Annotated in this window: 27 protein-coding genes and 1 pseudogene; 16 read left to right on the top strand and 12 right to left on the bottom strand. The window is 63.5% G+C overall.

The window, feature by feature from the left end:
- Window positions 1-66 precede the first annotated feature (66 nt).
- The 3 genes from LY284_RS17150 to LY284_RS17140 all read left to right on the top strand — a co-directional run bounded on the left by LY284_RS17150 (window position 67) and on the right by LY284_RS17140 (window position 3,119).
- Window positions 67-261 carry a hypothetical protein gene (locus LY284_RS17150; protein ID WP_041731521.1) on the top strand — a complete coding sequence of 65 codons (195 nt, stop codon included), beginning with the start codon at window positions 67-69 and terminating at the stop codon, window positions 259-261.
- Between the two features lie 129 nt (window positions 262-390).
- A complete protein-coding gene (locus LY284_RS17145; RefSeq protein ID WP_014250527.1) occupies window positions 391-1,725 on the top strand; it encodes a glutamine synthetase family protein in 1,335 nt (444 codons plus the stop codon).
- Between the two features lie 17 nt (window positions 1,726-1,742).
- A complete protein-coding gene (locus tag LY284_RS17140; protein ID WP_233387398.1) occupies window positions 1,743-3,119 on the top strand; it encodes an aspartate aminotransferase family protein in 1,377 nt (458 codons plus the stop codon).
- On the opposite strand, the gene LY284_RS17135 is transcribed toward LY284_RS17140, so the two are convergent.
- The 3 genes from LY284_RS17135 to LY284_RS17125 all read right to left on the bottom strand — a co-directional run bounded on the left by LY284_RS17135 (window position 3,103) and on the right by LY284_RS17125 (window position 5,319).
- Window positions 3,103-3,999, bottom strand: coding sequence for a LysR substrate-binding domain-containing protein (locus LY284_RS17135; RefSeq protein ID WP_233387397.1), 897 nt, complete (start codon window positions 3,997-3,999; stop codon window positions 3,103-3,105). The two genes, LY284_RS17140 and LY284_RS17135, sit on opposite strands and share 17 nt — an antisense overlap.
- 67 nt (window positions 4,000-4,066) lie before the next feature.
- Window positions 4,067-5,020: a 2-hydroxyacid dehydrogenase gene (locus LY284_RS17130; protein WP_233387396.1), complete on the bottom strand. Its 954-nt coding sequence runs from the start codon at window positions 5,018-5,020 to the stop codon at window positions 4,067-4,069.
- Complete coding sequence (locus tag LY284_RS17125) at window positions 5,017-5,319, bottom strand: hypothetical protein (RefSeq protein ID WP_148276104.1); 303 nt, start codon at window positions 5,317-5,319, stop codon at window positions 5,017-5,019. The genes LY284_RS17130 and LY284_RS17125 overlap by 4 nt, the downstream gene beginning before the upstream one ends.
- Before the next feature lie 29 nt (window positions 5,320-5,348).
- Here LY284_RS17125 and LY284_RS17120 point away from each other — a divergent pair, with 29 nt between their 5' ends.
- Window positions 5,349-6,722, top strand: coding sequence for an MFS transporter (locus LY284_RS17120; RefSeq protein WP_014250523.1), 1,374 nt, complete (start codon window positions 5,349-5,351; stop codon window positions 6,720-6,722).
- A 36-nt stretch (window positions 6,723-6,758) separates the two neighbouring features.
- On the opposite strand, the gene LY284_RS17115 is transcribed toward LY284_RS17120, so the two are convergent.
- A complete protein-coding gene (locus tag LY284_RS17115) occupies window positions 6,759-7,394 on the bottom strand; it encodes a TetR/AcrR family transcriptional regulator (RefSeq protein WP_375294288.1) in 636 nt (211 codons plus the stop codon).
- 154 nt (window positions 7,395-7,548) lie between these two features.
- Here LY284_RS17115 and LY284_RS17110 point away from each other — a divergent pair, with 154 nt between their 5' ends.
- The 4 genes from LY284_RS17110 to folE all read left to right on the top strand — a co-directional run bounded on the left by LY284_RS17110 (window position 7,549) and on the right by folE (window position 9,474).
- Window positions 7,549-7,980, top strand: a complete 432-nt coding sequence (locus LY284_RS17110) for a nuclear transport factor 2 family protein (protein ID WP_233387394.1) — start codon at window positions 7,549-7,551, stop codon at window positions 7,978-7,980.
- A 27-nt stretch (window positions 7,981-8,007) separates the two neighbouring features.
- Complete coding sequence (locus tag LY284_RS17105) at window positions 8,008-8,451, top strand: VOC family protein (RefSeq protein WP_045453432.1); 444 nt, start codon at window positions 8,008-8,010, stop codon at window positions 8,449-8,451.
- Between the two features lie 73 nt (window positions 8,452-8,524).
- Window positions 8,525-8,734 (top strand): hypothetical protein, encoded by a 210-nt coding sequence (locus LY284_RS17100; protein ID WP_041731516.1) that lies wholly within the window; start codon window positions 8,525-8,527, stop codon window positions 8,732-8,734.
- Window positions 8,735-8,823: 89 nt separating this feature from the next.
- The gene (gene folE, locus LY284_RS17095; RefSeq protein WP_014250518.1) at window positions 8,824-9,474 is read left to right on the top strand and encodes a GTP cyclohydrolase I FolE; all 651 of its coding nucleotides are present in this window, start codon (window positions 8,824-8,826) and stop codon (window positions 9,472-9,474) included.
- A gap of 58 nt (window positions 9,475-9,532) precedes the next feature.
- Here folE and epsC read toward each other — a convergent pair whose 3' ends face one another.
- Both epsC and LY284_RS17085 read right to left on the bottom strand, forming a co-directional pair.
- Window positions 9,533-10,534: a serine O-acetyltransferase EpsC gene (gene epsC, locus LY284_RS17090; protein ID WP_375294287.1), complete on the bottom strand. Its 1,002-nt coding sequence runs from the start codon at window positions 10,532-10,534 to the stop codon at window positions 9,533-9,535.
- A gap of 131 nt (window positions 10,535-10,665) precedes the next feature.
- Window positions 10,666-10,899, bottom strand: a complete 234-nt coding sequence (locus LY284_RS17085) for a hypothetical protein (RefSeq protein ID WP_014250516.1) — start codon at window positions 10,897-10,899, stop codon at window positions 10,666-10,668.
- 282 nt (window positions 10,900-11,181) lie between these two features.
- Here LY284_RS17085 and LY284_RS17080 point away from each other — a divergent pair, with 282 nt between their 5' ends.
- Window positions 11,182-11,796, top strand: a complete 615-nt coding sequence (locus tag LY284_RS17080; protein WP_233387393.1) for a DUF3005 domain-containing protein — start codon at window positions 11,182-11,184, stop codon at window positions 11,794-11,796.
- A 72-nt stretch (window positions 11,797-11,868) separates the two neighbouring features.
- On the opposite strand, the gene LY284_RS17075 is transcribed toward LY284_RS17080, so the two are convergent.
- The gene (locus tag LY284_RS17075) at window positions 11,869-12,027 is read right to left on the bottom strand and encodes a hypothetical protein (protein WP_014250514.1); all 159 of its coding nucleotides are present in this window, start codon (window positions 12,025-12,027) and stop codon (window positions 11,869-11,871) included.
- A 136-nt stretch (window positions 12,028-12,163) separates the two neighbouring features.
- Between LY284_RS17075 and LY284_RS17070 the strand changes: the two genes are divergently transcribed.
- The 3 genes from LY284_RS17070 (at window position 12,164) to LY284_RS17060 (ending at window position 13,826) form a co-directional block, all read left to right on the top strand.
- Complete coding sequence (locus tag LY284_RS17070) at window positions 12,164-12,619, top strand: hypothetical protein (RefSeq protein WP_014250513.1); 456 nt, start codon at window positions 12,164-12,166, stop codon at window positions 12,617-12,619.
- On the top strand, window positions 12,508-13,323 hold the full coding sequence (locus LY284_RS17065; RefSeq protein WP_304503011.1) for a short chain dehydrogenase: 816 nt from the start codon (window positions 12,508-12,510) through the stop codon (window positions 13,321-13,323). The genes LY284_RS17070 and LY284_RS17065 overlap by 112 nt, the downstream gene beginning before the upstream one ends.
- 77 nt (window positions 13,324-13,400) lie before the next feature.
- Window positions 13,401-13,826 carry a GNAT family N-acetyltransferase gene (locus LY284_RS17060; RefSeq protein ID WP_233387391.1) on the top strand — a complete coding sequence of 142 codons (426 nt, stop codon included), beginning with the start codon at window positions 13,401-13,403 and terminating at the stop codon, window positions 13,824-13,826.
- Here LY284_RS17060 and LY284_RS17055 read toward each other — a convergent pair.
- The 5 genes and pseudogenes from LY284_RS17055 to LY284_RS17035 form a co-directional block, all read right to left on the bottom strand.
- Window positions 13,823-14,761 (bottom strand): SMP-30/gluconolactonase/LRE family protein, encoded by a 939-nt coding sequence (locus tag LY284_RS17055; RefSeq protein ID WP_077158285.1) that lies wholly within the window; start codon window positions 14,759-14,761, stop codon window positions 13,823-13,825. The two genes, LY284_RS17060 and LY284_RS17055, sit on opposite strands and share 4 nt — an antisense overlap.
- Window positions 14,762-14,804: 43 nt before the next feature.
- Window positions 14,805-16,156, bottom strand: a pseudogene (locus LY284_RS17050) (type II toxin-antitoxin system HipA family toxin).
- Complete coding sequence (locus LY284_RS17045) at window positions 16,156-16,419, bottom strand: helix-turn-helix domain-containing protein (RefSeq protein ID WP_053569050.1); 264 nt, start codon at window positions 16,417-16,419, stop codon at window positions 16,156-16,158. Before LY284_RS17045 ends, LY284_RS17050 begins: the two are co-directional and overlap by 1 nt.
- Before the next feature lie 139 nt (window positions 16,420-16,558).
- Window positions 16,559-18,136 carry an aldehyde dehydrogenase (NADP(+)) gene (locus tag LY284_RS17040; RefSeq protein WP_233387390.1) on the bottom strand — a complete coding sequence of 526 codons (1,578 nt, stop codon included), beginning with the start codon at window positions 18,134-18,136 and terminating at the stop codon, window positions 16,559-16,561.
- 268 nt (window positions 18,137-18,404) lie between these two features.
- The gene (locus LY284_RS17035) at window positions 18,405-19,934 is read right to left on the bottom strand and encodes an MFS transporter (RefSeq protein WP_233387389.1); all 1,530 of its coding nucleotides are present in this window, start codon (window positions 19,932-19,934) and stop codon (window positions 18,405-18,407) included.
- A 270-nt stretch (window positions 19,935-20,204) separates the two neighbouring features.
- Here LY284_RS17035 and LY284_RS17030 point away from each other — a divergent pair, with 270 nt between their 5' ends.
- The 4 genes from LY284_RS17030 to LY284_RS17015 all read left to right on the top strand — a co-directional run bounded on the left by LY284_RS17030 (window position 20,205) and on the right by LY284_RS17015 (window position 23,911).
- Window positions 20,205-20,678, top strand: a complete 474-nt coding sequence (locus tag LY284_RS17030) for a universal stress protein (protein ID WP_233387388.1) — start codon at window positions 20,205-20,207, stop codon at window positions 20,676-20,678.
- Between the two features lie 109 nt (window positions 20,679-20,787).
- Window positions 20,788-21,507, top strand: coding sequence for a helix-turn-helix domain-containing protein (locus tag LY284_RS17025; RefSeq protein ID WP_045453411.1), 720 nt, complete (start codon window positions 20,788-20,790; stop codon window positions 21,505-21,507).
- A gap of 165 nt (window positions 21,508-21,672) precedes the next feature.
- Complete coding sequence (locus tag LY284_RS17020; RefSeq protein ID WP_233387387.1) at window positions 21,673-22,974, top strand: SUMF1/EgtB/PvdO family nonheme iron enzyme; 1,302 nt, start codon at window positions 21,673-21,675, stop codon at window positions 22,972-22,974.
- 37 nt (window positions 22,975-23,011) lie between these two features.
- Complete coding sequence (locus LY284_RS17015) at window positions 23,012-23,911, top strand: LysR family transcriptional regulator (protein WP_014250502.1); 900 nt, start codon at window positions 23,012-23,014, stop codon at window positions 23,909-23,911.
- Window positions 23,912-24,029 lie beyond the last annotated feature (118 nt).

The raw sequence follows: 24,029 nt of genomic DNA, 5'->3' as shown, positions 1-24,029 counted from the left end.
CTCCTCGAAGGGCAATCGTAATCGTCTGCGTTGCCCTGCAAATCAACTCGCCAAACGAGTGTTATCGTGAAAGTCCAAAGCCCTCTGGCACGTCGGAGCCTTCGCCGCTCCAGCGCCGATCGCTGCGGCAAGACTCCCGATCGCCGCTTCCTGTCGGTTCTGACCGTCCTCTCCCGCCGCTCGGTGCGGCGTCGCAACGTCCTGTCCGCGCGCGCGTTCATCGCCGTGCATTGCGTCGGCGCGGCATCGCTGCTGCCGTAGCGCCTCTTCCTTTTCTTCGCTGACTGACTGCTTCCGCGCGTGAACCTTCACGCGTGAATGCGCGCGCGCCTTTGCGATGCATCGCGAAGGCCGTGGAAACGCGCGCCTGTGCAAACCACGAGAACGAAAATGGAACGTATCGACGAATTCCTGCGAAAACATCGCATCACCGAGATCGAGGCGATCATCCCCGACATGGCGGGCACCGCGCGCGGCAAGATCATTCCGCGCAGCAAGTTCGAGTCGGGCGAATCGATGCGCCTGCCGCAAGCCGTGATGATCCAGACCGTGACGGGCGACTATCCCGACGACGGCAGCTTCACCGGCCTCACCGATCCCGACATGATCTGCGTGCCCGATCCCGCGACGATCCGCCTGATTCCGTGGGCCACCGATCCGACCGCGCAAGTCATTCATGATTGCGTGCATTTCGACGGCACGCCCGTGGCGATTTCACCGCGCCGCGTGCTGCGCGAAGTGCTTCAGAAATACGCCGCGAAGGGCTGGCGGCCGGTCGTCGCGCCCGAACTGGAGTTCTTTCTCGTCGACGTGAATCGCGATCCGGATCTGCCTTTGCAGCCGCCCGTCGGCAGAACGGGCCGCGCGGAAACGGGACGGCAGGCGTATTCCATCGATGCGGTCAACGAATTCGATCCGCTCTTCGAAGATATCTACGAATACTGCGAGGTGCAGGAGCTCGAAGTGGACACGCTGATCCACGAAGTCGGCGCGGCGCAGATGGAGATCAACTTCATGCACGGCGATGCGCTCAATCTCGCCGATCGCGTGTTTCTCTTCAAGCGCACGGTGCGTGAAGCGGCGTTGCGTCACAAGATGTACGCGACCTTCATGGCGAAGCCGATGGAAAACGAGCCGGGCTCCGCGATGCACGTGCATCAGAGCATCGTCGATGAAGAAACGGGCCGCAATCTGTTCACCGATCGAGACGGCGAACCAACCAGCCTGTTCTACGGCTATATCGCTGGCCTGCAGAAATACACGCCCGCGCTCATGCCGATCTTCGCGCCGTATATCAATTCCTATCGCAGGCTATCGCGTTTCATGGCCGCGCCGATCAACGTGCAATGGGGCTACGACAATCGCACCGTGGGCTTTCGCGTGCCGCACGCGTCGCCGCAGGCACGGCGCATCGAGAATCGCATACCGGGCGTGGACTGCAACCCGTATCTCGCGATCGCGGGGACATTGGCAGCGGGCTATCTCGGCATGACGCAGCATCTCGAACCGACCGAGCCGCTCGCCAGCGACGGCTATCGTCAGCCGTATCAGCTGCCGCGCAATCTCGACGAAGGTCTCGCGCTCATGGGCGCTTGCGAGCCGCTTGCGGACATGTTCGGCGACAAGTTCGTGCGCGCGTATCTCGCGCTCAAGGAAACCGAATACGAAGCGTTCTTTCGCGTGATCAGTTCGTGGGAACGCAAACATCTGCTGCTGCACGTTTGATATCGGGAGACGACGACATGAACGATCGAATCGATTCGACCGCGCATTACCGCGCACTCGACGCCGCACATCATCTGCATCCCTTCTCCGACATGGGCGCGTTGAACCGCGCGGGCAGCCGCGTGATCGTCAAGGCCGAGGGCGTGTATCTGTGGGACTCGGACGGCAACCGCATCATCGACGGCATGGCGGGTTTGTGGTGCGTGAACGTCGGCTATGGACGCCGCGAACTCGCCGATGCCGCGTTCGCGCAGATGCAGGCCCTGCCCTTCTACAACACGTTCTTCAAGACAACGCATCCGCCGGTGATCGAATTGTCCGCGATGCTGGCGGAACTGATGCCGCGCGCGTTCAACCGCTTTCTGTATTGCAATAGCGGTTCTGAAGCAAACGATACGGCGCTGCGCGCGGTGCATCGCTATTGGGCCGTGCAGGGCAAGCCGGACAAACGCTATGTGATCGCGCGAAACAATGCTTATCACGGCTCGACCATCGCGGGCGCGACGCTCGGCGGCATGCACTACATGCACGAGCAGATGCCATCGAAGGTGGAGCATGTCGCGCATATCGACCAGCCTTACTGGTTCGGCGAAGGCGCGGCGATGGATGCGCAAACCTTCGGCATGGAGCGTGCGCGCCAGCTCGAAGCGAAGATTCTCGAACTCGGCGCGGAGAACGTTGCGGCGTTTATCGGCGAGCCGTTTCAGGGCGCGGGCGGCGTGATCTTTCCGCCATCGAGTTATTGGCCGGAGATCGAGCGCATCTGCCGCAAGCACGACGTGCTGTTGATCGCCGACGAAGTGATCGGCGGATTCGGGCGCACGGGCGAATGGTTCGCGCACCAGCACTTCAGTTTCGAGCCGGATGTCATCACGATGGCCAAGGGCCTCACGAGCGGCTATGTGCCGATGGGCGCGGTCGCGTTATCGGATGCCATCGCGGACGCGATCGTGAACCACGGCGAGTTCAATCACGGCTTTACGTATTCGGGGCATCCGGTCGCGGCGGCGGTGGCGGTCGCGAATCTGAAGTTGTTGAGAGGCGAAGGCATCGTCGCGCGCGTGAAGGAGGATATCGGACCTTACTTCCAGCGGCGTTTGCGCGAGGCGCTGGACGATCATCCGATCGTCGGCGAGATCGTGGGCGCGGGTCTCGTCGCGGGCATTCAACTGGCCGCCGATCGCACGGCGCGCACGCGCTTTCCCGACGTCGACGAGATCGGCACGCTATGCCGCGACTTTTGCTTCGCGGGCAATCTCGTGATGCGTGCGAGTCACGATCGCATGTTGCTGTCGCCACCGCTCGTCGTCACGCACAGTGAGATCGATGAGATCGTCGACAAGGCGAAAGCGGCGCTCGACGCGACCGCGCACGCGATCACGCACGCCGCCTAGCGAAGTACTCCGCCGCCATGTGCCGGAAGGCGGTGACGGCGGGATTGTCCTGATCGGCACGCCAGGCCATGCTCATTTCGGCCTGAACGGGTTTGCCGGCGATTGCCCTGAACTCGACGTTGTCGTAATGAAATCGCTGCGACGATGCCGGCAGAATCGATACGCCCAGTCCCGCGCGAACGAGCGAGAGAATCGTCGGCGTCTGGTCGATGTATTGCGTGAAATGCGGCTTCACTTCATCGGCGACGAGCATGCTCAGAATGCGGTCGTAGAAGTATTTGCCGTGCGTCGGCGAATGCATGATGAACGGCTGCTCGTGCAACTGCCTGAGCGCGATGTCCTCGAAGCGGCACAACGCGTGTCCCGCGGGCAGCGCGACGATCATCGGTTCGCGATCGACGAGAAGAAACTCCACTTTCTGCCGCGACGGCAAGGGCCGCATGAAGCCGAGGTCGATTGCGTTCGCTTCGAAAGCCTCGATCTGCGCGACGGAAATCATTTCGAGCAGCACGACATCGATATCCGGCAAGTCGTGCTTCGCCGCCACGAGCAGTTCGGGAATCAGCTCATAACCCGCCGCGCCCGTGAAGCCGATGCGCACGCGCCCCGTCTTGCCCTTGCTCGCACGCCGCACCGTGCTCTCGGCCTGCTCGGAAAGATTGAGCAGCCGCGTGGCGTCCGCGAGAAACACGCGCCCTTCGGTGGTCAGCTTGACCGTGCGGCCAACGCGCTCGAACAGCTTCACACCGAGGTTCTCTTCGAGCAGATGAATCTGCCGGGAAAGCGGCGGCTGCGTCATGTTGAGCAACGCGGCCGCGCGCCTGAAGTTCAGCTCCGTCGCGGCGGCGACGAAGCAACGCACTTGTCCGAGATCGAGCATTCGTAATCGACGTTGAAGTGATAGCCGATCATTATATGTTCGCGCCGGACCTGCGTTCGCGCATGCGTCAGGTCGTCAGACTGCCTTCGGGACGCTGCCCCGCGAGACCTTGCGCGAGGCTCGCGAGCACCATCTCGCCCATCGCCGTGCGCGATTCGACCGTGGCGCTCGCGCGATGCGCCTGCAGCACGACGCGATCCATGCCGAACAATTCGGCGGGCACGTTCGGTTCATCGACGAATACATCGAGGCCCGCGCCCGCGATCGCACCGCGCGACAACGCTTCGACCAGATCGCTTTCCACCACGAGCTTGCCGCGCGCGATGTTGATGAGATAACCGTCCTTGCCCAAGGCATCGAGCACGGCGGCGTTCACGATGCCCTTCGCCTTATCCGCTGCGGCTGCTAGCACGAGAATGTCGCTTTCGCGCGCGAGCGAGAGAAGATCCGGCACGAAGCGATAACTGATGTCGTCCATCTGCCGCACGTCCGTATAAGCGATCGGACAATCGAAGGCGGCGGCACGCTGCGCAATTGCGCGGCCGACCTTGCCGAGACCGACGATGCCCACGCGCTTGCCGCTGAAACGGCGCGACAGCGGAATCGCGCTCGGGCTCGGGTTCTCTACCCATTTGCCAGTCTTGACGAAGTCGTTGCCCGGACAGATTTCGCGCAGCGCGGTGAGGATCAAACCGATGGCGAGATCGGCCACGTCTTCGGTCAGCGCCCCGAACGTGCCCGTGACCGGCAGGCCGCGCGAGCGCGCGAATTCCAGATCGACCGCATCGGTGCCGACGCCGTTCACAGCGATCACCTGCAATGCGGGCAGGCGCTCGATCAGCTCATTCGAAATGCCCGTGTGTCCACCGGTAATCACGCCGCGAATCGATGCGCCGTGCTCGCGGATATAAGCTTCCTTGTCGTCCTGTTCGAACAGGCGATGCATCGTGTAGAGCGCATCCAGCTTTTCATTGATGGTCGGTACGAGGATGGGGTTCAGTTGCAGAATGTTCGGCTTCAATTCGCGCGCTCCTGGAATTCGGTTTCTGATGTGGAGCGGATCATCTCTGCTTTTGGCGATGACGTCCAATCCCAAAAGGCTATCAATTGATCCACGAATCGAAGCGACGAAAATAGCGCGTCGAATCGATTCAATCCGGGAATCAGGTAATAGCAATAAAAGATTGGACGCTCTTGCGGGGCATCCCCACAATTCGAAGCATCGGAAGGCATATCAACAATAAAGCCTTTAAAAATGACATCGGAGACAACAGCGTGAGCCTGCGCCCTACCCGCTATCCATCCATTCGCCTTTTCCACACGGCAGTTCATGCGCAGGAGACATCGCGATGAGCAATGCCGACGGCATCATCGGGTCCGCAAAAGCGGAGCCTATCGCTGAGAAGCGCACGAAGCATCGCTGGGTCGTGATGGGACTGATCTTCTGCATCTGGGCGATCGCCTGTGCGGATCGCGCCAACTTCGGCATCGCGCTGCCGTATCTGAAGAAGGAATATCACATCACCAACACCGAGGCGGGACTCATCGTGAGCCTGTTCTCGTTCGCATACGGCTTCGTTCAGATTCCGGTGGGACTGCTGTACAAACGCCTCAGCGAAAAGACGACGGGCCTGCTGTTCTCCGTCTTCATGATCTTCACTTCGATCTTCACGGGCCTGATGGGCACCACGTCGTCGGTATTCCTGCTCATGGCATATCGCGTCGGTCTGGGCCTGTCGGAAGGGCCGCTCGGCATCGGCTGCACGAACGTCATCAACCGCTGGTTTCCCGCGCAGGAAAAAGGCACCGCGACAGGCCTGTGGATCGCGGCTTCGAAGCTCGGGCCGCTAATCGTGCCTTCGGTGTGCATCATCGTGATCCACTTGTGGGGATGGCGCGAGATCTTCTATGTATTCGCCGTGCCGGGCATCATTCTCGCGATCGTGTGGCTGTTCTTCGTGACGAACTCGCCGGGCGAGAACCGCTTCTGCTCGCCCGCCGAACGCCGCTATATCGCCGATGAAACCACGATCGGCAGCGGCAGCGGCAAGCCGCTCGCCCGCGCACGCATGACGCCGATGCCCCGCCTCGATGCGATCAATCGCACGAAACGCGTGCCGCAGCTCGAAACCATTCGCCAGGTGTTCGGCTCGTGGAATATCTTCGGCATTGCGCTGGGTTATGGCTGCATGATCGGCATCAGCAATATCTTCATCTCGTGGATTCCCACCTATCTCGTCACGGTGAAGGGCTTCGCTTCGGTGAAGATGGGCTTTCTCGCTTCCGCGCCTTTCATCGGCGCGGTGACGGGCAACATGCTGGGCGGCATCATCTCGGATCGCCTGCTCGGCGGCCGCCGCAAGCCGATGATGATGCTCGGCGCGCTCGGCACCATGATCATGACCTTCCTTTTGATCGATGCGCCCGATAGCGTCGCGTATCTCGGCGCGGCGCTGATGCTGGCAGGCCTCATGCTCGGCATCGGTTTCGCGGGCTATTCCGCGTATCCGATGGGCCTCGCGACGAAGGCCACCTATCCGACGGCGTTCGGCATCGTGAACTCGGTGGGCCAGATCGGCGGTGCCTGCGCGCCACTGGCTGTCGGCCTCCTGCTCGACAGCTATAGCTGGAGCGCGGTGTTCCTTTATATGGTCGGGACGGCGGCGCTCTGTCTGCTGCTGCTCTTGAGCGTGGTCGAGCCAATAGCGGAAGAGAAGCGATAAAACGAAACGCGCCGCTCCATGCGGCGCGATGCGCATTCAAAGGCCGTTTTCGACCATATCGAGCAAGCGCCCGGCCAGCGGCTCGATCTGCGCGCGCTTCAACGCTTGCAACGGGCCTTCGATGACGAGCAGCGCGAAGCCATGCACCGCGCTCCACGCAAGATATTCGGCTTCGGCGCGGCGTTTCGTATCGAGCGCGCCCGCCTCCACCATCTCATCCAGCGCACGGCTCAGCAACTGAAACGGATCGAGCCCGCTCGGCCCCACGCCATACGGCCCTTCGTGCTGCGCCCATTCCGCTTGCGGCGCGGCGAAAGCCGTGCGAAAGAGCCCCGTTTCCGTCTGCGCAAAACGCAGATAACCTTGGCCGATAGCGCGCAATCCCGCACGCGCGGCGTCCGCGCGCCGGCGCTTCTTGGGGCGCGCCGCAAGTTCTTCTTCCATTGCCTGCGCAACCTGCGACAGCGCCGCGGAACGCACCGCCGATAGCAATTCCTGACGGCTCTCGAAGTGGCGATAGGCTGCATTCGGCACCACTCCCGCGCGGCGCGTGGCTTCGCGCAACACGATCGCATCCGGGCCGCCTTCGCGCGCCAGTTCGATGCCCGCTTCGATCAGCGCGCGTCGCAAATCGCCATGTCGGTAGGTGCTGCGCGGCTTGCCATTCGTCATCTGATTCGTCGGGCTTTTCATATGTGGACACTGTCCATTATCTCTGCTACTTTTTGTGGACGGTGTACACAAGCGAAAATTTAGTTTCACATCGGTGCTTGCCGTTGCTTTGTCACGACGCGGCGGCATCGTGCTTAACGAGACGGAGGCAGTCATGACCCAGCCGAACGAGCGTGCGCAAGAGCGTGAAGATGTCGCGCGCATACGCGAACTCATCGAGGCGTGGCGGCAGGCGGTGCTCGCGAAAGACGTGAGCGCGCTCGTCAGCCATTACGCCGCGGATGTCGTCGTGTTCGACGTCGTGCCGCCCGCTTCGCTGCGCGGCGTCGCGCACTACCGCGAGAACTGGCAGCGCTGGTTCGACAGCATGAAAGGCCCGCTCACGTTCGAGATGCGGGAAGTGGAAGTCGCCGCGAGCGGCGATCTGGCTTATGCGCACTCCGTCAATCGCGTCGCCGTGGGCGAGCAGGAAGACATCGTGCGCGCCACCGTGTGTTTCAGAAAGATCGATGGCGACTGGCGTGTGGTGCACGAACACGCTTCGGTGCCGCTCACGATGGATATGGACCCCGACGAGAAGTCATAACCGCAAGGCATCAATCAAGGAGCAGACATGCAAGTGCAACCCTATCTGTTTTTCGAAGGCCGCTGCGAAGAAGCGATCACGTTCTATCGCGAGCATCTTGGCGCGCAAGTCGTGATGATGATGCGTTATAGCGAAAACCCCGAAGCCGGCGAAGTGGAAGCCGCCGGCGGATGCGGCATTCCGCCCGGATCCGACAACAAGATCATGCATGCGGCGTTCACCGTCGGCGATTCGTTGCTGATGGGCTCCGACGGCATGTGCAGCGGCAAGCCGGAATTCAAGGGCATCTCGCTTTCGCTCACGGCCAACGACGAACAGGAGGCGGAGAAGTACTTCAATGCGCTGTCGAATGGCGGACAGGTGCAGATGCCGATGGAGCAGACCTTTTTCGCGAAGCGCTTCGGCATGGTCGCCGACAAGTTCGGCATAACCTGGATGGTGCTCGGCGGGGCTCAAGGGAAGCCGGAATAAGGCAAGCATCGAGACGTCCGGCTGGAACGCGGCTTGCGCGCCTTTCATCGCATCATTTGAAAGGAGACGCGACATGAGCAGCAACAACTACGCCGGGCGTTCGCAGGAAGACCGCATCGCGCAGCGCAAGGGCAATCGCCCGACATCGCAGGAACAGCCGGGTGGGCCGATGGCCGAGCCCGGCACCGAACCCGACAAGGACCACAGCAGCGGCCAGTTGAGCGAAGAAGGCAAGCAGGTCTGGCGCACGGGCTCGGGCATCGATGGCGGCGGAAAAACCTGACATTCATATCGACCATCGGAAACGTGAAACAATGGCGGGATGCAAAAGGCACCGATTGCACCGATTGCATTGACCGACAGGAGTTTTCGATGAGCGCCCCGCGCAAAAACCATCTTTCAGGCTCGGACATGCCTGCTGAACAAGCCGATCGTCCGACCCGCGAGGAAGCCGAAGCCGCCGTGCGTGTCCTGCTGCGCTGGGCAGGCGACGATCCGCGCCGCGAAGGTCTGCTCGACACCCCGGCGCGCGTCGTGCGCGCGTATGAGGAGTTCTTTGCCGGCTACACGCAGAGCCCGCACGACATCCTCGCGCGCACGTTTTCCGAGGTGCAGGGCTATGACGAAATGATCGTCCTGAAGGATATCCGCTTCGAAAGCTATTGCGAGCATCACATGGTGCCGATCATCGGCCGTGCGCATGTCGCGTATCTGCCGAACAAACGCGTGGTCGGCATATCGAAGCTCGCGCGTCTCGTCGATGCCTTCGCGAAACGCCTGCAGATTCAGGAGAAGATGACCGCGCAGATCGCGGACACGCTCGACGAAGTGCTGCAACCGCTCGGCGTCGGCGTGATTCTCGAAGCGGCGCATCAATGCATGTCGACGCGCGGCGTGCACAAGGCGGGCGTGTCGATGGTGACATCGCGCATGCTCGGCTCGTTCCGCGACGATCCGTCGACACGCCGCGAGTTTCTTTCCATCGTCGGCAATCAGACCGCGTTCAGCGTGTCGAACACCTGACGCCACGCCTCGAACGGGCACGCGGAAAACGAAAGGGCCTCGCGGCCCTTTCGTCGTTTCATGCGCCGAATCCGTTGCCCGGCACTTCCGGCCCGCTGCCCTCGCGAACCTTGCCTTGCGAGACGTTGCTGCCCGGCGGCACGCTGTGCGTGAGCCACACGTTCCCGCCGATAACCGAGCCTTTGCCGATCGTCACGCGGCCGAGAATCGTCGCGCCCGCATAGATGACGACATCGTCCTCGACGATCGGATGGCGCGCGTTGCCCTTGACGAGCGAGCCGTCCGTCGTCGAGGGAAAGCTCTTCGCCCCAAGCGTTACGGCCTGATAGACGCGCACGTGCTGCCCGATCACCGCCGTCTCGCCGATCACCACGCCCGTGCCGTGATCGATGAAAAAGCTCGGCCCGATGGTCGCACCAGGGTGAATGTCGATGCCGGTGAGCGAATGCGCGATCTCGTTGATGAAGCGCGCGAGCAGCGGCACGCCGAGCCGGTGCAGCGCGTGCGCGAGGCGGTGATGCGTCATCGCCCACACGCCGGGATAACACAGAAGAATCTCGGTGATGTGCTGCGCGGCGGGATCGCCCGTGAAAGCGGCCTGAATGTCGCTGACCAGCAGCGCGCGAATGTGCGGCAGTTGCGCACCGAACTCGCGCGCGATCGCGAACGCTTGCGCGGAGAGCGCCGCTTCGCTCGTATCGCGATACTCGGGCAGAAAGCGCAGCGCGCGGCGAATCTGTTCATGCAGCAGCCGCAAGGTGCTTTCGAGCGTCTGGCCGACGTAATAGTCGACGCTTTCGTCGGTCAGATCGGGCGCGCCGTAATGCGTGGGAAAGAGCGCGGAGCGCAGGCCGTTCACGATTCTTACGATCGCCTCGCGCGAGGGCAGCTCGCGTATGCCGAGCGGATGCCGCGTGCGATGCAATTCCTCGCGCGACTGGCGCAAGTCCGCGACGATACCGGCAAGGCCCCATTCCTGCGGCTTGTCGTGCGTGGTGTCGTGAGCAATATCGAGCGGCGGTATGAAGCCAGGCGTGGGCGTGTTCTGCATGTCGGCCATGATGCGAGAGAAGCGGCCGCCGCGCTCGCGCACGGCGGAGGAAACCTCAAGCGTAACCGGTTTTGGGGAAGCCTGCCGCGCGGCGCTTTGCGCCCGTCGTGGCGTCTTCGCGCTTCATGCACGCACGGCGATCACACCGTGACGTTGCTCGCGTCGATCCAGCGCACGGCCCAGTCGCGCGCGTGCGCGATGGCGTCGTCCTCGCTGCGAAATCGCAACTCGGACGGAAAGAAGCGGTTCGCGACGAGTTCGCCATCGCTCGTTCGCGAGATCACCACATAGGGCTGGTAGCTGCCATCTCCGGCCCGGGCGGGCGCGCAGTTCAGAAGGTAGCCTCGATGTGAAAAGGCTGCATCGTGTTGCATGAGTCACCTGAGTAAAAGTGCCCTGCTCGTTCGAATCGCATTGCGCTTATCCGGCAGCAATGACAGATGCGCCCTCCTCGTGTTCGCATCGTGCCTGTTGCGCTTTGCCGCCGACAGGTTCCAAATGATACTTGCAGGACATCGGCTTGGGGTTGAAAAAAAAGCCTGAAATTTTTGGCATCTATCAGGACGCCTTCCTGCAAGGCTTGCGGTTCCGTCGCCAAATAGCCGGAATGAGATTTGCGTAACGGGCCGGGTCAGTGATATGCAACGGAGGATGCGATGAACAACGCTGAAGGAAACGAAGCGCAAGGCAAACAGAATGATCGCGCCGCCGATAGCCCGATCAAGACGCCGGCCGCCGAAACCGCGCACGTGACGATGAGCGATGCGGCGAAGGCTGCGGCGGGCGGCGAGGCTCACGCGGGCGCGGGCGATAAAACGAAAGCGGAAACGACGAAATCCGGCATGCACGTAGGGCCGCAAGGTTTCTATGAGAAATCGCCGCGCGGCGTCGATGTGGCCAACGACGACGGACTCGACGACACTGTCGACGCCGATGCGAAGAGCATCCACGCGCGGCGCGAAGCGGAAATGCTCGCGCGCGAGCCGGACTCCGTCATCAACTCGAATGCCACGACTGTGAACTACGTGGCCGAACCGGGCGATGGCCTCGGCGGCTTCGACAGCCGTCCGGCGCGCAGCGGCGTGCTGGTCGCGCTGGAGCGCGGTTATCGCCTGATCGATCGCGGCATGGTTGCGCCGACGGTGCCCGAAGTCGAAGACAAGGTCCGCTACGAAGGGCGCGATCCGCATGGCCATACGCTGCGCGGCCGCAAACATTACGCGCTCAATCATTTGCGGCCTTCGCGTCTGATCGAGCTGGAGCGTAGCTGAGCATAGCGTCAGCGCGCATAAGCAAAGAGCCGCCTGGAATAAGCGGCTCTTTTACTTCATCGCGCTTTCAGCTTACTTCTTTTCTTCCTTGTCTTTGTCCTTATCGGTTTCGATGCGCGTCACGCCGCCCGTCGCCGGCGGGTCGCTCGCGGGAAACGTGTCTTCGACCGCCTTGTCGACGTCTTCGTCGTCGCGTTCGGAATGAGGGTGTTGCTCTTTCGTGCTCATCATGGGCTCCCTGTGCCGTTATTCATCACGTTAGGACGAGCAACAGCCGTGCCCCGACCCTGGCACGGCGTATGCGGTTGACACGACGCAAAGCGACGCGAACAACACGGCCTAGAATCGACAAAAGGGGAAACGCAAGATGACCACCATCCACGCCTACGACGAGTACGAGCGCGAGCCTGACGAAGCGGCCCGGATCGAGCCGGCCGCGCGCCCGCTGGCGACGCCCGAGCAGCGTTTCACGTCCGCGATCGCATGCCTCGGCGCGGCCTACGCATTGTCATGGACCGAGCTTGCGCTGACGCTTGCAATCGGGCTGCCCGGCGACGCGTCGAGCCATCCGCTCGCGGCGTCGGTCGCGTCGCGCGTGCTTGTCGGCCTGCTTTACCTATGCGTTGCATCGCGGCTGCAATGGGCGCGCTGGCTCACCGTTGCGCTCGGCTTCGTTTCCGTCGCGCTCGTCGCGCCGACGCTCGCCCTGCAATGGCACGTGTTTCCCGCCGGTGCATTCGTGAGCGGCGCGGCGCTGGTCTGCAAGTTCGCCGCGTCGCTCTATCTGCTTTCGCCGATGCCCGCGCGCCTCGCGACGCGATAAGCATTCGAAACCGGCGGTTTGCAATCCTTGAAGCGTGCGCGCCTTGTTCGCGCGCACGTGCGCTCGCACAATGGCTGACCTCCTTCCCACTTGCGAGCTCAAACATGAAAATCGCTGTCATCGGTGCAACCGGCACGGTCGGTCGCGCGGTCGTCACGGAACTGAAAGCCCGGCATGACGTCATCGAAATCGGTGCGACGCGCGGCGCGCATCGCGTCGATCTGCTCGATCTCGGCAGCATCAAACGGCTCTTCGACGAGATCGGCCGCGTCGATGCGATCGTCGCCACGGCGGGTCACGTGCATTTCGGCGAGCTCGTCAAAATGACGCCCGAGCAGTTCCGTCTTGGTCTCGACGACAAGCTCATGGGACAGGTCAATCTCGTCCTCACCGCGCGCGAGTATCTGAACGACGGCGGTTCGTTCACGCTCACGAGCGGCATCGTGGGCGCGGCGCCGATTCGCGAAGGCGCGAGCGCGGCAGCGGTTAACGGCGCGATCGAAGGCTTCGTGCGCGGCGCGGCCATCGAATTGCCGCGCGGGCTGCGCATCAACGTCGTGAGCCCGACCATGCTCGAAGAGGCGCGCGAGAGTTTCGGCCCGTACTTCCGCGGCTTCGAGGCCGCGAGCGGCGCGCGCGTGGCGCTGGCGTACAGCCGCAGTGTCGAGGGCGCGGAGAGCGGACGTATCTACAACGTGCACTGACAGGCGCCAACTGTGCATGGAGCGCGGCGCATCGATCGCTTATCCTCGGCGCATCATGACGACGACGGAGCGGCGCGATGCAGTGGACCCGGGACGACTATCGGCTGAGCACGGACATCGATGAATTCGACTTCGATGTCGTGCATCGCTACCTGAGCGAAGTGGCTTACTGGTCGCCGGGCATCGCGCGCGAGAAGGTCGAGCGCGCCGCACGTCATTCGCTTGCTTTCGGGCTGTTTTTGCGCGGCGAGCAGATCGGCTATGCGCGCATGATCACCGATACCGCGACCTTCGCCTATCTCGCCGATGTCTTCGTGCTGCCCGCGCATCAGGGCGCGGGCCTCGGCACGTGGATGATGCAATGCGTGATGGCGCATCCCGATCTGCAAGGGCTGCGCCGCATGATGCTCGTGACCTCGGACGCGCACGGGCTTTACGCGCGTTTCGGGTTTGCGGCGAGCAGGCATCCGGAGCGGATCATGGAGAGGATCGGCAAGGCTTAGCCACCCTTCGCGCCCTGCGTATTCACATAAACCGCATACAACCCGTGGCTCGCCGCCATGAACAACCGGTTGCGATGCCGCCCGCCAAAGCACACGTTCGCGCAACGCTCCGGCAAATCGATATGGCCAATCGCTTCGCCTTGCGGCGTGAACACGCGCACGCCGTCGAGTTCGGCGTCGCCCATGCCCCAGCCGCACCACAGATTGCCGTGGATATCGACGCGAAAGCCATCGGGCGTGCCCGGTCCCGCATCGATCAGAAGGCGCGGCTCGCCGAGCCTGCGGCCGCCGTCGATGACATCGAACGCATAGATCCTGCGCGGCGTCGAACGCGATTCGACCACGTACAACACGGATTCGTCCGGCGAGAACGCGAGACCATTAGGGCCCACGAACGCGTCGATCATCATTGTGATTTCGCCGCTTTGACCATCGACGCGATACACGCACGGCTTCAGTTGCGCGTCGCGCTTCTCGCCTTCATAGAAGCCGTCGATGCCGAAGCTCGGATCGGTGAACCAGATCGAACCATCCGATTTCACGACGACATCGTTCGGCGAATTGAGCGGCTTGCCGTCGTAACGGTCGGCGAGCACGGTGATGGCGCCGTCGTATTCGGTGCGCGTCACGCGCCGCGTGAGGTGCTCGCAGGTCACGAGACGCCCTTCGCGGTCGCGCGTGTTGCCGTTCGCGTTGTTCGACGACTTGCGAAACACGCCGACCTGGCCGCTCTCCTCGTCCCAGCGCAGGATGCGATCGTTCGGAATGTCGCTCCACAAAAGCGTGCGGCTATCGCCGAACCAGACCGGCCCTTCGGACCAGCGCGCGCCCTGATACAGACATTCCACCGACGCCGATGCGATGCGCAGCGCGTTGAAACGCGGATCGAGCACGCGGATGGCGGGGTCGGGATAGCGGCGCTCAGGGTGAATCATGTTCGAGTGTCTCCTTACGAAGCGGACGCGCGGTCCGTTGTGATCAGACCGGCATGCCGGTCGCGGGCATCGCTTCGAGCGCGGCAAGCGACTTGCGCATGCCGGCGAAAATGCGCTCGGCGACGCGCTGCGGGAAGTCGTCCGGCAATTGAGCCGCAACTTCGTCGATGACGGCCGGCGTGCGTTCGACGATCCGCTGGATGATCGGCTCGGCGCTCTCGCCGAAACCGCACTTCAGCGCCATCGCGTTGAAATGCCGCCGCTTGACGTCGCGAAACCCATAGTGCCGGCTCTTGCCCGGTATCGCCATCGCGAGACTGGCCTTGTACCACGACCACTGATTCGCGCCGTCGCCTTCCACCGGCCAGATCGACATGACGTCATACAGCGGCGTGAGGCGGTATTGTCCGCCCCTCAGCAGATGAATGCTGAAGTTCTTCGCGTGGCCGTCCGGCGCGGCGAGCAGCCAGAAGAGAATCTGCGCCGTCATCAACGTTTCAATGTCGCCGCGCGCATGGATCGATTGCTGCAGCACGCGCGCGAGCGCAACCACGCCGGGACCGCCGTCCTGCTCGTACTTCTTGTGCGGCGGCAAGCCGCTCACCTGACAGAAATCCTCCTGCGGCAAGCGAAGAATCCATTCCCCGCCGGGATGCAAACGGCGGTCGAAACGCTCGACGGCGAGCACCCGCCGCCTGCCGAACCTCGCGATCTCGACGTTCGCCACGGGCACGCCGAACGCTTGCAGCAGGCGCATGCACAGCCATTCGTTCTCGACGGATGTCGTGAGGTCGGCGCGACGATTTCCGACGAGTCCAATCGGCAATTTGAGGATGTGCGTGGTCGGCGTCGCGCCATGCGGTTTGAGCCAACGGCCATCGTGCCGCAGCAACGCCGTCTTCTCCTGCGCGCCGGCGAGGGAGATGCGGAAGTCGTCGTGATCGTCGGAACCGAAGGGCGTGCCGCCGGCGACCTGATCCAGCAGGCCTTCGATGTCCGCGTCGGTAAGCGGCGTGCCTTCGATCGTTTCGACGTGCGTGGGCGATTCATCCTCGGCGAGCAATTGCACCGCACCGACGCAGTCGCGCCCGATGGCCTGCAGCAAATCGAAGCATCGGCACTTTCAGTCTGGAAACGCTGAGCGATGCGGCGCCGGATCGGTTCGCTATCGGGAAGCAGATTGTCGAAGTAGTTCACCACCGCGTCGCCTCTCAGCGGCGCGCCGTCAAGCCGGATCGGCAGTGACAGGGACAGCGGACGCGCCTCGTCCGAGCGGACCCAGGCATCGTCGTAAATGAGTTCGGCCGCGCCGCGTGTGGGCAGATGCCACGTCGCGACGCGCCTTCCGTTGGCCCAGACGGACAGCGACCGGGCGTGAGGCCGGCGGCCCGCCATCACCAGTCCGCCCCGCTCGGCTCGTTCGCCTCGAGGACAAGCGGCTCGGGCCGGTCCCGAACCAGCAGTTGCAGTCCGTAGACGCCGAACATTGCGAGCAGTTGATCCAGCGTCAACGAGCCCGAATCGCGTTCGAGCGTCGAAATGCGGCTCTGGCTGATGCCGAGATGCGCCGCCGCTTGCGCCTGAGTCAAACCGGCGCGCTTGCGGCCCGCCGCGAGAACGTGGCCCATGTGGCCGATGGTTGCGATGACTTGTTGCATGGCGCGTTTATCTGCGTGACGAATAAAAGCATTTTATTCGCTGCACGCATATTGTCAAACTCGCGTTCGCACTCGCGATAGATATCTCTCACACGAATAAACGGCTTTTATTCGCGTGAGAGATAATCTTACCTCTCATTCAATTCGGCCCCAGCTCCCCATCTCTCAGCCGCCAGAGCGACAGCGGATTGTCCTCCGCCAGCGCTTGCGGAAGCAGCGCCGCAGGCAAGTCCTGATAACACACCGGCCGCAGGAACCGCTCGATCGCCATCGCGCCGACCGACGTGGCGCGGCTGTCGGACGTCGCGGGGAACGGTCCGCCATGCACCATCGCGTACGAGACCTCGACCCCGGTCGGAAAGCCGTTTGCCAGAATCCGCCCCGCCTTGCGTTCGAGCACCGGCAAAAGCCGCCGCGCGAGTTCGATATCCCCCTTCTCCATCAGCAGCGTCGCGGTGAGCTGGCCTTCGAGATGGCGCGCGACCGAGATCATTTCGTCCTCGTCGCGGCAAATGACGATGACCGAGGTCGGCCCGAAAATCTCGCCGGACAACTGCGGCGTCGCGAGAAATTCGTCGGCGTTCACGCGATACAGCACCGGCAGCGCGCCGCTCGCCGCCTTGCCCTTCACGCCGGTCGCGATATTGCGCGCGCCGGACTCGTCGCGTTCCTTGATTCCGCTCGCATACGCGCCCGCAATCTGCGACGTGAGCATCGTCTGCGTGTCCTTCTTCATGATCGCGGTGGCGGCAAGATCGATGAAATCATCGAGATCCGGGCCGTCTAGCGCGATGACGAGGCCCGGATTCGTGCAGAACTGGCCGACACCGAGCGTCACCGAATCGATATAAGCCACCGCGAGCTTGTCGCCGCGCGCTTCGAGCGCGCCCGGCAGAGCGAACACCGGATTGACGCTGCTCATTTCGGCGAAAACGGGAATCGGCGTGGGCCGCTTCGCCGCAATATCGACAAGCGCAAGCCCGCCCCGCCGCGACCCCGTGAAGCCGACCGACTGTATCGCCGGATGTGCGACGAGCGCCTCGCCGATCGCATTGCCCTCGCCGACGACGAGTGAAAACACGCCTTCGGGCAAGCCGCTGTCCGCGACCGCCTTCTGCACCGCGCGCCCGACGAGTTCGGACGTGCCCAGATGCGCCGGATGCGATTTCACGACGACCGGGCACCCCGCCGCGAACGCGGACGCGGTATCGCCGCCCGCGACCGAAAACGCCAGCGGAAAGTTGCTCGCGCCGAACACGGCGACCGGCCCGACGGGAATCTTTTGCAAACGCAGATCGGAACGCGGCAGCGGTTTTCTGTCGGGCTGCGCGGAATCGAGCGTGGCCGCGAGCCAGCGGCCCTCGCGCACGAGCGACGCGAACAGGCGCAATTGCCCGACCGTGCGGGCGCGCTCGCCTTCGAGACGCGCCTTCGGCAGCGCGGATTCCGCCATCGCGCGCTCGATCAGCGTGTCGCCGAGCGCGATGATGTTGTCCGCGATCGCTTCCAGGAACTGCGCGCGGGTTTCGAGCGGAGCGTGGCGATAGTCGTCGAAGGCGGCCTCGGCGAGTTCGCACGCGCGCGCCACTTCCGCCGCGCCGCCGCCGCCGAACGCGGGCTCGAGATCGATATTGCGCGCGGGGTCGAACGCGCGGAGCGTGGCGTCGGCGCCCCGCACGGCCGATGCGCCGATCAGCATTTCTCCGGTGATCTTCATGTCAGCTCCTCATCTCCGTGGGCGGTGAACGGCGCGCGCGGCGCGGCTGTTCGTCAATCCGAGTGACCCGCGGCCCGCGCAAGCGTTCCATGTGAACGCGGCGGGCCGCCGTCGAGGGCGGTGAAGCAAATGCGGTGCACGGTCCCTGTCGGTGTGAACCCGCAGGTGTGAACCGCGCCGTGAATTCGGTCGCGCAGCGGGCCGGCCGCGCAACGCCAAAAACTATAGTCGGGGCGCAGCGCTTCGCAAAGGCGACGTCTTCAGGACTTCAGGACTTCGGAACGGCCGTCGCGCTCTTGCGAAACGTGATGTGCGCGATGCGCCGCACCAGCAACGCCGCCACGAGCGCGGCGACGGCCGTCAGCATCACGCCGATGTGGATCGACTGCACGAGCGCGTCGCGGGCCGCGTCGAGCAGCGCGGGGGCGTCGAGACCGGCGGCGGACAATTCGCCGATCGTGCGGTCGCGCAACGCTTCGTCGACGAGAATGCGCGGGTCCGACAGGCGCGGCAGCCATTGCGCCGCCACCGGCGCGCCGAGCACGCTGACCGTGCGCCCGACGACGCTCGCGTAATGATGCGCGACGATCGTCCCGACGATGCTCGTGCCCATCATCCCGCCGACCATGCGCGTCGATTGCAGCAGCGCCGTCGTGATGCCGAAACGCTCGCGGCCCGCGATCTCCTGCCCGAAGATGTTCATGTTGTTCAGAATGAAGCCGAGGCCGATGCCCGTCGCGGCCATCGGAATCTCGATCCACAGATACGGCGTCGAGGCGCGCGCGAACGCCAGCGCGACCGACGCGAACAGCAGCAGCGTGAAGCCGATCGACAGGATGTTCACCGGCTTCTTCATATGAATCACGATACGCGTGTTGATGAAACTGCCGAGCGCGATGCACGCCGCGATCGGCGTCGCGAGCAGACCCGCGTCCTGCGGCGACAGCCCAAAGCCGCCTTGCAGCAGCAGCGGCGCGAAGAAGATCAGCGAGAACATCACGAAGCCCGCGAGGAAGGACAGCGTGAAGAGCGTGTTCATCTGCCCGTCGCGGAAAATGTCGAGCGGAATGATGGGATGCGTCGCGCGCCGCTCGCAGATCAGGAGCGCCGCCGCGCACACCACCACGCCGATGCCGAGCGCGATATTGGCCGTCGTGAGGCCGTCCTGCGGCAGCGCTTCGATCAGCGCCTGGAAGCCGCCGAGCACGAGCGCGACGAGCGCCGCGCCGGTCCAGTCGATCTTCACGCTGCCCTCGCGCGGCCGGTGCAGATTCGGCAGATGCAGCCAGATGAAGTAAAGCGCCGCCGCGCCGACCGGAAGATTGACGAGGAAGGTCGAGCGCCATCCCCAGTGCTGGCTCATCCAGCCGCCGAGCGACGGCCCCGCCGCCGTGCCGATGCCATACGCCGCCGCCAGCACGACTTGCCAGCGCACGCGCGTGCGCGCATCGGGAAACAGATCGGGAATCGATGCGAACGCGGTGCCGACCATCATGCCGCCGCCCACGCCCTGCAAGCCGCGCGCGAGCACGAGGAACAGCATGCTCGGCGCGAGCCCGCACAGCACCGACGCGACCGTGAACGTGATCACCGCCGCGATCACGAAGCGCTTGCGCCCGAAGTAATCGCCGAGCCGCCCGAACACCGGCACCGTGACGACGGACGCGAGCAGATAAGCGCTCGCGATCCACGCGTAAAACTCGAAGCCATGCAATTCCGCGACGATCGACGGCAGCGCCGTGCTGACCACCGTCTGATCGAGCGCGACGAGCATGTTGACGAGACCGATGCCGAGCATCGCGAAAAGAGCGGTTCTGAACGGTAAGGCGTGCGGCGGCTGAGTCACGGTCGGGCGGGCAGGCTGAAGAAGTGCTAAAAAAGAGTGCGCGCAGACGCTTTTAAGCAAGCGCTGACGTCGAGAACCACGAATTGTACGGCTTGAGTTTGCGCTGGATCGACTTATCGCAAAAAAGCGGCGCGGCCGTGCAACGCGTGCGCCCTATCATGCGAGGGCGTGAAAGACGGCGCACGCCGCCCTTCAACCGATCGCTTCATGGAAGGAAACTTCATGTTCAAACGCATTCTCGTCGCCATCGACGGCAGCCGGACTTCCGAGCGCGCCTTTGCGGCCGCCCTCGATCTCGCCGTCACGCATCAGGCGATCATGCAGCCGTATTACGTCGTCGAAGCCGGGCCGATGTATCTCGACGTGCCCGGATACGATCCTTCGTTGCTCCAGGCGAGCCTGACGGAGCAAGGCGCGGCGCTCGCGGCCGAAGCCACCGGTCAGATGAAGGCGCGCGGCGTGAGCGGCGAAGTCGCGACCGTCGAGGCGACCGCCAGCGACGACGTCGCGGCGCTCATCATCAAGGCGGCGGACGCCTTCAAGGCCGATCTGCTCATCATGGGCACGCACGGCCGCAAGGGCTTTCAGCGGCTCATTCTGGGCAGCGTGGCCGAGCGCTGTCTGCGTCAGGCGACGCTGCCGGTGCTGTTGATTCCATCGGCCGCGGGGGAGCCATCCGAAAAATCAACCGGCTAAGGTAAAGAAGGTTGATAAATCCCCGGGGTGCGTCAATTTATGACTGAGCCGGGGCGGTGGCCTATGGGACAATCGTTTTGTCATTCATCAACAAACGAAGCCCAGAAAAATGACCGCCACGTCCGACCTTTCCCGCGCGCGACGCAATTCCGCGCACTGCTCGACCTGCGCGATGCGGCATCTGTGCATGCCCGAAGGCCTGTGCCCGAACGACGTCGCCAAGCTGGAGAACATCATCTCCGCCACGCGCAAGGTCAAACGCGGCGAAGCGCTGTTTCGCGCGGGCGACCGCTTCGACGCCCTGTTCGCCGTGCGCTCCGGATCGATCAAGACCGTCGTCACGCACGATGGCGGGCGCGAGCAGGTCACGGGTCTGCTGCTCGCGGGCGATGCGCTCGGCTTCGAGGGCATCGAGGAAGGCGAGCATATGTGCGACGCCGTCGCGCTGGAAGACAGCTCCGTGTGCGTCGTGCCCTACACGCTCTTCGAGCGCATGTGCCGCGAAACCGACGCACTGCAAAGACGCCTGCATCGCATGATGAGCCATGCGATGAACCGCGAGGTGAATCATGTCGTGCGGCTCGGCATGCTGCGCGCGGACGAACGCGTCGCGCGGCTGCTGCTGGACCTGTCGTCGCGGCTGTCGCGGCGCGGTTATGCTTCGTCGGAGTTCACGTTGCGCATGACGCGCGACGACATGGGCAGCTATCTCGGCATGACGCTCGAAACCGTGAGCCGCACGCTGTCGCGTTTCGACAAGGCGGGGCTCATCGAGGCGCAAGGCAAGTTCATCCGCATCCGCGACTTCGACGCCCTGCGCGCCGTCTGACGGAACGCCACGCGCAATTATTGCGCTTTCGCGAATAATCGCCGCCCATATTTCGGTTGGCACGCGCTTCGCTACGCATTAATCTCTTGTGTTCGGCCAAAGCTGGCGATCTCGCCGGCTCCGGCCGCATGCGAAGCCATTGGCCAGCCACGGAGATTGGGCGACATGAACCGCGAACCTTCCCTGCGTCATCCGCTGCTCGAACGCCTCGCCGAAGCGCGCCGCGTCACCGACGCGCTCTTTGACGTCGTCAAGCGCGAGCATCTTTACGACCGGCCAATCGCCGAGCGTCATCGCATCGTGTTTTATATCGGGCATCTCGAAGCCTTCGACCGCAATCTCTTCGATCAGCGGCTCTTCGACCTGCCGAGCCCGAATCCCGCTTACGACCAGTTGTTCGCCTTCGGCATCGACCCGGTGGACGGCGGGTTGCCGACCGACCAGCCTTCCGACTGGCCTTCGCTCGACGAAGTGCGCGCGTACCGCGACACGGTTCGCGCCGATATCGACGCGCATTTCGATCCGATCCAGCTCGCCGCCGCGCCCCTTTCCGCGGACGAACCGCCCGCCAAGCTGCTCGAAGTCGCGATCGAGCATCGGCTGATGCATGCGGAAACGCTCGCGTACATGCTGCATCAATTGCCGGTCGATAGAAAAATTGCACCATCGAATGCGCTTTCCGGGCGCGCGTCGGATCGCGCATACCGCCCCGAAACGGTGCGCGTTCCTGCGGGCCGCGCCACGCTCGGCCTAAAGCGCGAGAGCGGTTTGTTCGGCTGGGACAACGAATTCGGCGAGGAGCGCATCGACGTGCCCGCCTTCGAGATCGACCGCTACATGGTCACGAACGGCGACTATCTGCGCTTCATCGATGCGGGCGGCTACTGGAACGCGGCATTCTGGGACGACGCGGACTGGTCGTGGAAGGAAGACGAGCGCATCGCGCATCCGGCCTTCTGGATTCCCTTAGACGGCGACGACGGTGAAGGGTCGTGGAAGCTGCGCACGATGTTCGACGAGATCGAGTTGCCGCTCGACTGGCCCGTGTATGTGAGCCATGCGGAAGCGAAGGCGTATGCGCGCTGGGCGGGCAAATCGCTGCCGACCGAAGCGCAATGGCAACGCGCCGCGCTCGGCGTGCCGCATGTCGCGGAAGGCAATTTCGATTTCCGCCGATGGGACCCGTCGCCGGTGCAGGCGCATCCGGACAATCGCAGCGAGTTCGGCATCGAAGGTCAGTTCGGCAACGGCTGGGAATGGACCTCGACGGAATTCGGCCCGCTCAATGGCTTCGAGCCGTTTCCGTTTTATCTCGGTTATTCCGCGAATTTCTTCGACGGCAAGCACTTCGTGATTAAAGGCGGCTCGCCGCGCACCGCGGCCTGCATGCTGCGGCCGAGTTTCCGCAACTGGTTCCAGGCGCATTATCAATACGTGTACGCGGGGTTCCGGTGCGTGAGCGGCTGACGATACCGCGCAAGCCACTTTCGCCTGCCCCATCGATATGAATTTCAGGTCCTTGCAGTGCTTCATCATTCTTGCAGAGGAACTGAACTTCAGCCGCGCGGCCGAGCGCCTGCATATCGCGCAACCCGCGTTGAGTCAGCAAATCCGGCTGCTGGAAGAGCGGCTCGGCACGCAGCTCGTCGATCGCGCGAGGCGGCCGCTACGGCTCACCGAAGCGGGCCATTATCTCTGCACCGAAGCGCGCCAGATTCTCGGTTCCTGGGAACAGGCCAGCCTCGGCGCGCAGGAAATCGGCATCGGGCGGCGCGGCTGGCTGTCGATCGGCTTCACACGATCCGCGATGTACAGCATTCTGCCGCCCGCGCTGAAGGCCTTCCATCACGCGTATCCGCAAGTCGAACTCAAGCTCTTCGAAATGCTGACCGAAGAGCAGACCGACGCGCTGCGCGACTTGCGCATTCACGTCGGCATCGGACGGCAGCCGCTCGAGATCAACGGATGCACGTCGTATCCGCTCCTGCGTGAGCATGTGGTGGCGGTGCTTGCGCCGGACCACCCGCTGGCGGCGAAGAAGAAAGTGCGCATCGCCGATCTCGCGGATACGCCGCTCATCCTCTATCCGAAGCATCACAACGCGCAGTTCAAGCGCACCGTGCAGTCCTTGTATCGCGATGCGGGCGTGACGCCGTTCGTCGCGCATCAGGCCTACGAGATACAGACCGCGATCGCGCTCGTCGCGGCGGGGCTCGGCGTGACGTTCGTCGGCGAGTCGGTGGCGCGGCATGGACGCACGGACGTCGTGTTCCGTCATCTCGCGGGGCCGGGCGGAACGCTCTGGTCGACGCTCGCCGCAACCTTCCGCACCGACGATGATTCGGCGCACCTGCGCGCCTTTCTCGGCTGCCTTCCCGCACCGCTCGGCGACGCCGCACTATAAGCGAAGTTATATAGAAGAATAAGGAACGCGTCTTGGACGCGGACCTCCGCGCTTTCTATCATCGGTTTTCGTGCTCGGACCGGCCCGCCATGCGGCCCGCTTCGAGCCGGCACGCGGC

Source organism: Caballeronia sp. PC1 (assembly GCF_021353155.1).
Classification (GTDB): Bacteria; Pseudomonadota; Gammaproteobacteria; order Burkholderiales; family Burkholderiaceae; genus Caballeronia; species Caballeronia cordobensis.
Note: the sequence above shows the minus strand (reverse complement) of the source record. Positions and strands in the feature narration are given on the sequence as shown.

Bases quoted from the DNA above. Each gene is read 5' to 3' on its own strand.
- LY284_RS17140 (WP_233387398.1), top strand. From the start codon at position 1,743: ATGAACGATCGAATCGATTCGACCGCGCATTACCGCGCACTCGACGCC.
- LY284_RS17045 (WP_053569050.1), bottom strand. From the start codon at position 16,419: ATGCAACAAGTCATCGCAACCATCGGCCACATGGGCCACGTTCTCGCG.
- LY284_RS17135 (WP_233387397.1), bottom strand. From the start codon at position 3,999: ATGCTCGATCTCGGACAAGTGCGTTGCTTCGTCGCCGCCGCGACGGAG.
- LY284_RS17020 (WP_233387387.1), top strand. From the start codon at position 21,673: ATGAACCGCGAACCTTCCCTGCGTCATCCGCTGCTCGAACGCCTCGCC.
- LY284_RS17060 (WP_233387391.1), top strand. From the start codon at position 13,401: ATGCAGTGGACCCGGGACGACTATCGGCTGAGCACGGACATCGATGAA.
- LY284_RS17025 (WP_045453411.1), top strand. From the start codon at position 20,788: ATGACCGCCACGTCCGACCTTTCCCGCGCGCGACGCAATTCCGCGCAC.
- LY284_RS17105 (WP_045453432.1), top strand. From the start codon at position 8,008: ATGCAAGTGCAACCCTATCTGTTTTTCGAAGGCCGCTGCGAAGAAGCG.
- LY284_RS17110 (WP_233387394.1), top strand. From the start codon at position 7,549: ATGACCCAGCCGAACGAGCGTGCGCAAGAGCGTGAAGATGTCGCGCGC.
- LY284_RS17080 (WP_233387393.1), top strand. From the start codon at position 11,182: ATGAACAACGCTGAAGGAAACGAAGCGCAAGGCAAACAGAATGATCGC.
- LY284_RS17085 (WP_014250516.1), bottom strand. From the start codon at position 10,899: ATGCAACACGATGCAGCCTTTTCACATCGAGGCTACCTTCTGAACTGC.
- LY284_RS17120 (WP_014250523.1), top strand. From the start codon at position 5,349: ATGAGCAATGCCGACGGCATCATCGGGTCCGCAAAAGCGGAGCCTATC.
- folE (WP_014250518.1), top strand. From the start codon at position 8,824: ATGAGCGCCCCGCGCAAAAACCATCTTTCAGGCTCGGACATGCCTGCT.
- LY284_RS17145 (WP_014250527.1), top strand. From the start codon at position 391: ATGGAACGTATCGACGAATTCCTGCGAAAACATCGCATCACCGAGATC.
- LY284_RS17100 (WP_041731516.1), top strand. From the start codon at position 8,525: ATGAGCAGCAACAACTACGCCGGGCGTTCGCAGGAAGACCGCATCGCG.
- LY284_RS17065 (WP_304503011.1), top strand. From the start codon at position 12,508: ATGGCACGTGTTTCCCGCCGGTGCATTCGTGAGCGGCGCGGCGCTGGT.
- LY284_RS17015 (WP_014250502.1), top strand. From the start codon at position 23,012: ATGAATTTCAGGTCCTTGCAGTGCTTCATCATTCTTGCAGAGGAACTG.
- LY284_RS17075 (WP_014250514.1), bottom strand. From the start codon at position 12,027: ATGATGAGCACGAAAGAGCAACACCCTCATTCCGAACGCGACGACGAA.
- LY284_RS17035 (WP_233387389.1), bottom strand. From the start codon at position 19,934: ATGCTCGGCATCGGTCTCGTCAACATGCTCGTCGCGCTCGATCAGACG.
- epsC (WP_375294287.1), bottom strand. From the start codon at position 10,534: ATGGCCGACATGCAGAACACGCCCACGCCTGGCTTCATACCGCCGCTC.
- LY284_RS17040 (WP_233387390.1), bottom strand. From the start codon at position 18,136: ATGAAGATCACCGGAGAAATGCTGATCGGCGCATCGGCCGTGCGGGGC.
- LY284_RS17070 (WP_014250513.1), top strand. From the start codon at position 12,164: ATGACCACCATCCACGCCTACGACGAGTACGAGCGCGAGCCTGACGAA.
- LY284_RS17055 (WP_077158285.1), bottom strand. From the start codon at position 14,761: ATGATTCACCCTGAGCGCCGCTATCCCGACCCCGCCATCCGCGTGCTC.
- LY284_RS17115 (WP_375294288.1), bottom strand. From the start codon at position 7,394: ATGACGAATGGCAAGCCGCGCAGCACCTACCGACATGGCGATTTGCGA.
- LY284_RS17030 (WP_233387388.1), top strand. From the start codon at position 20,205: ATGTTCAAACGCATTCTCGTCGCCATCGACGGCAGCCGGACTTCCGAG.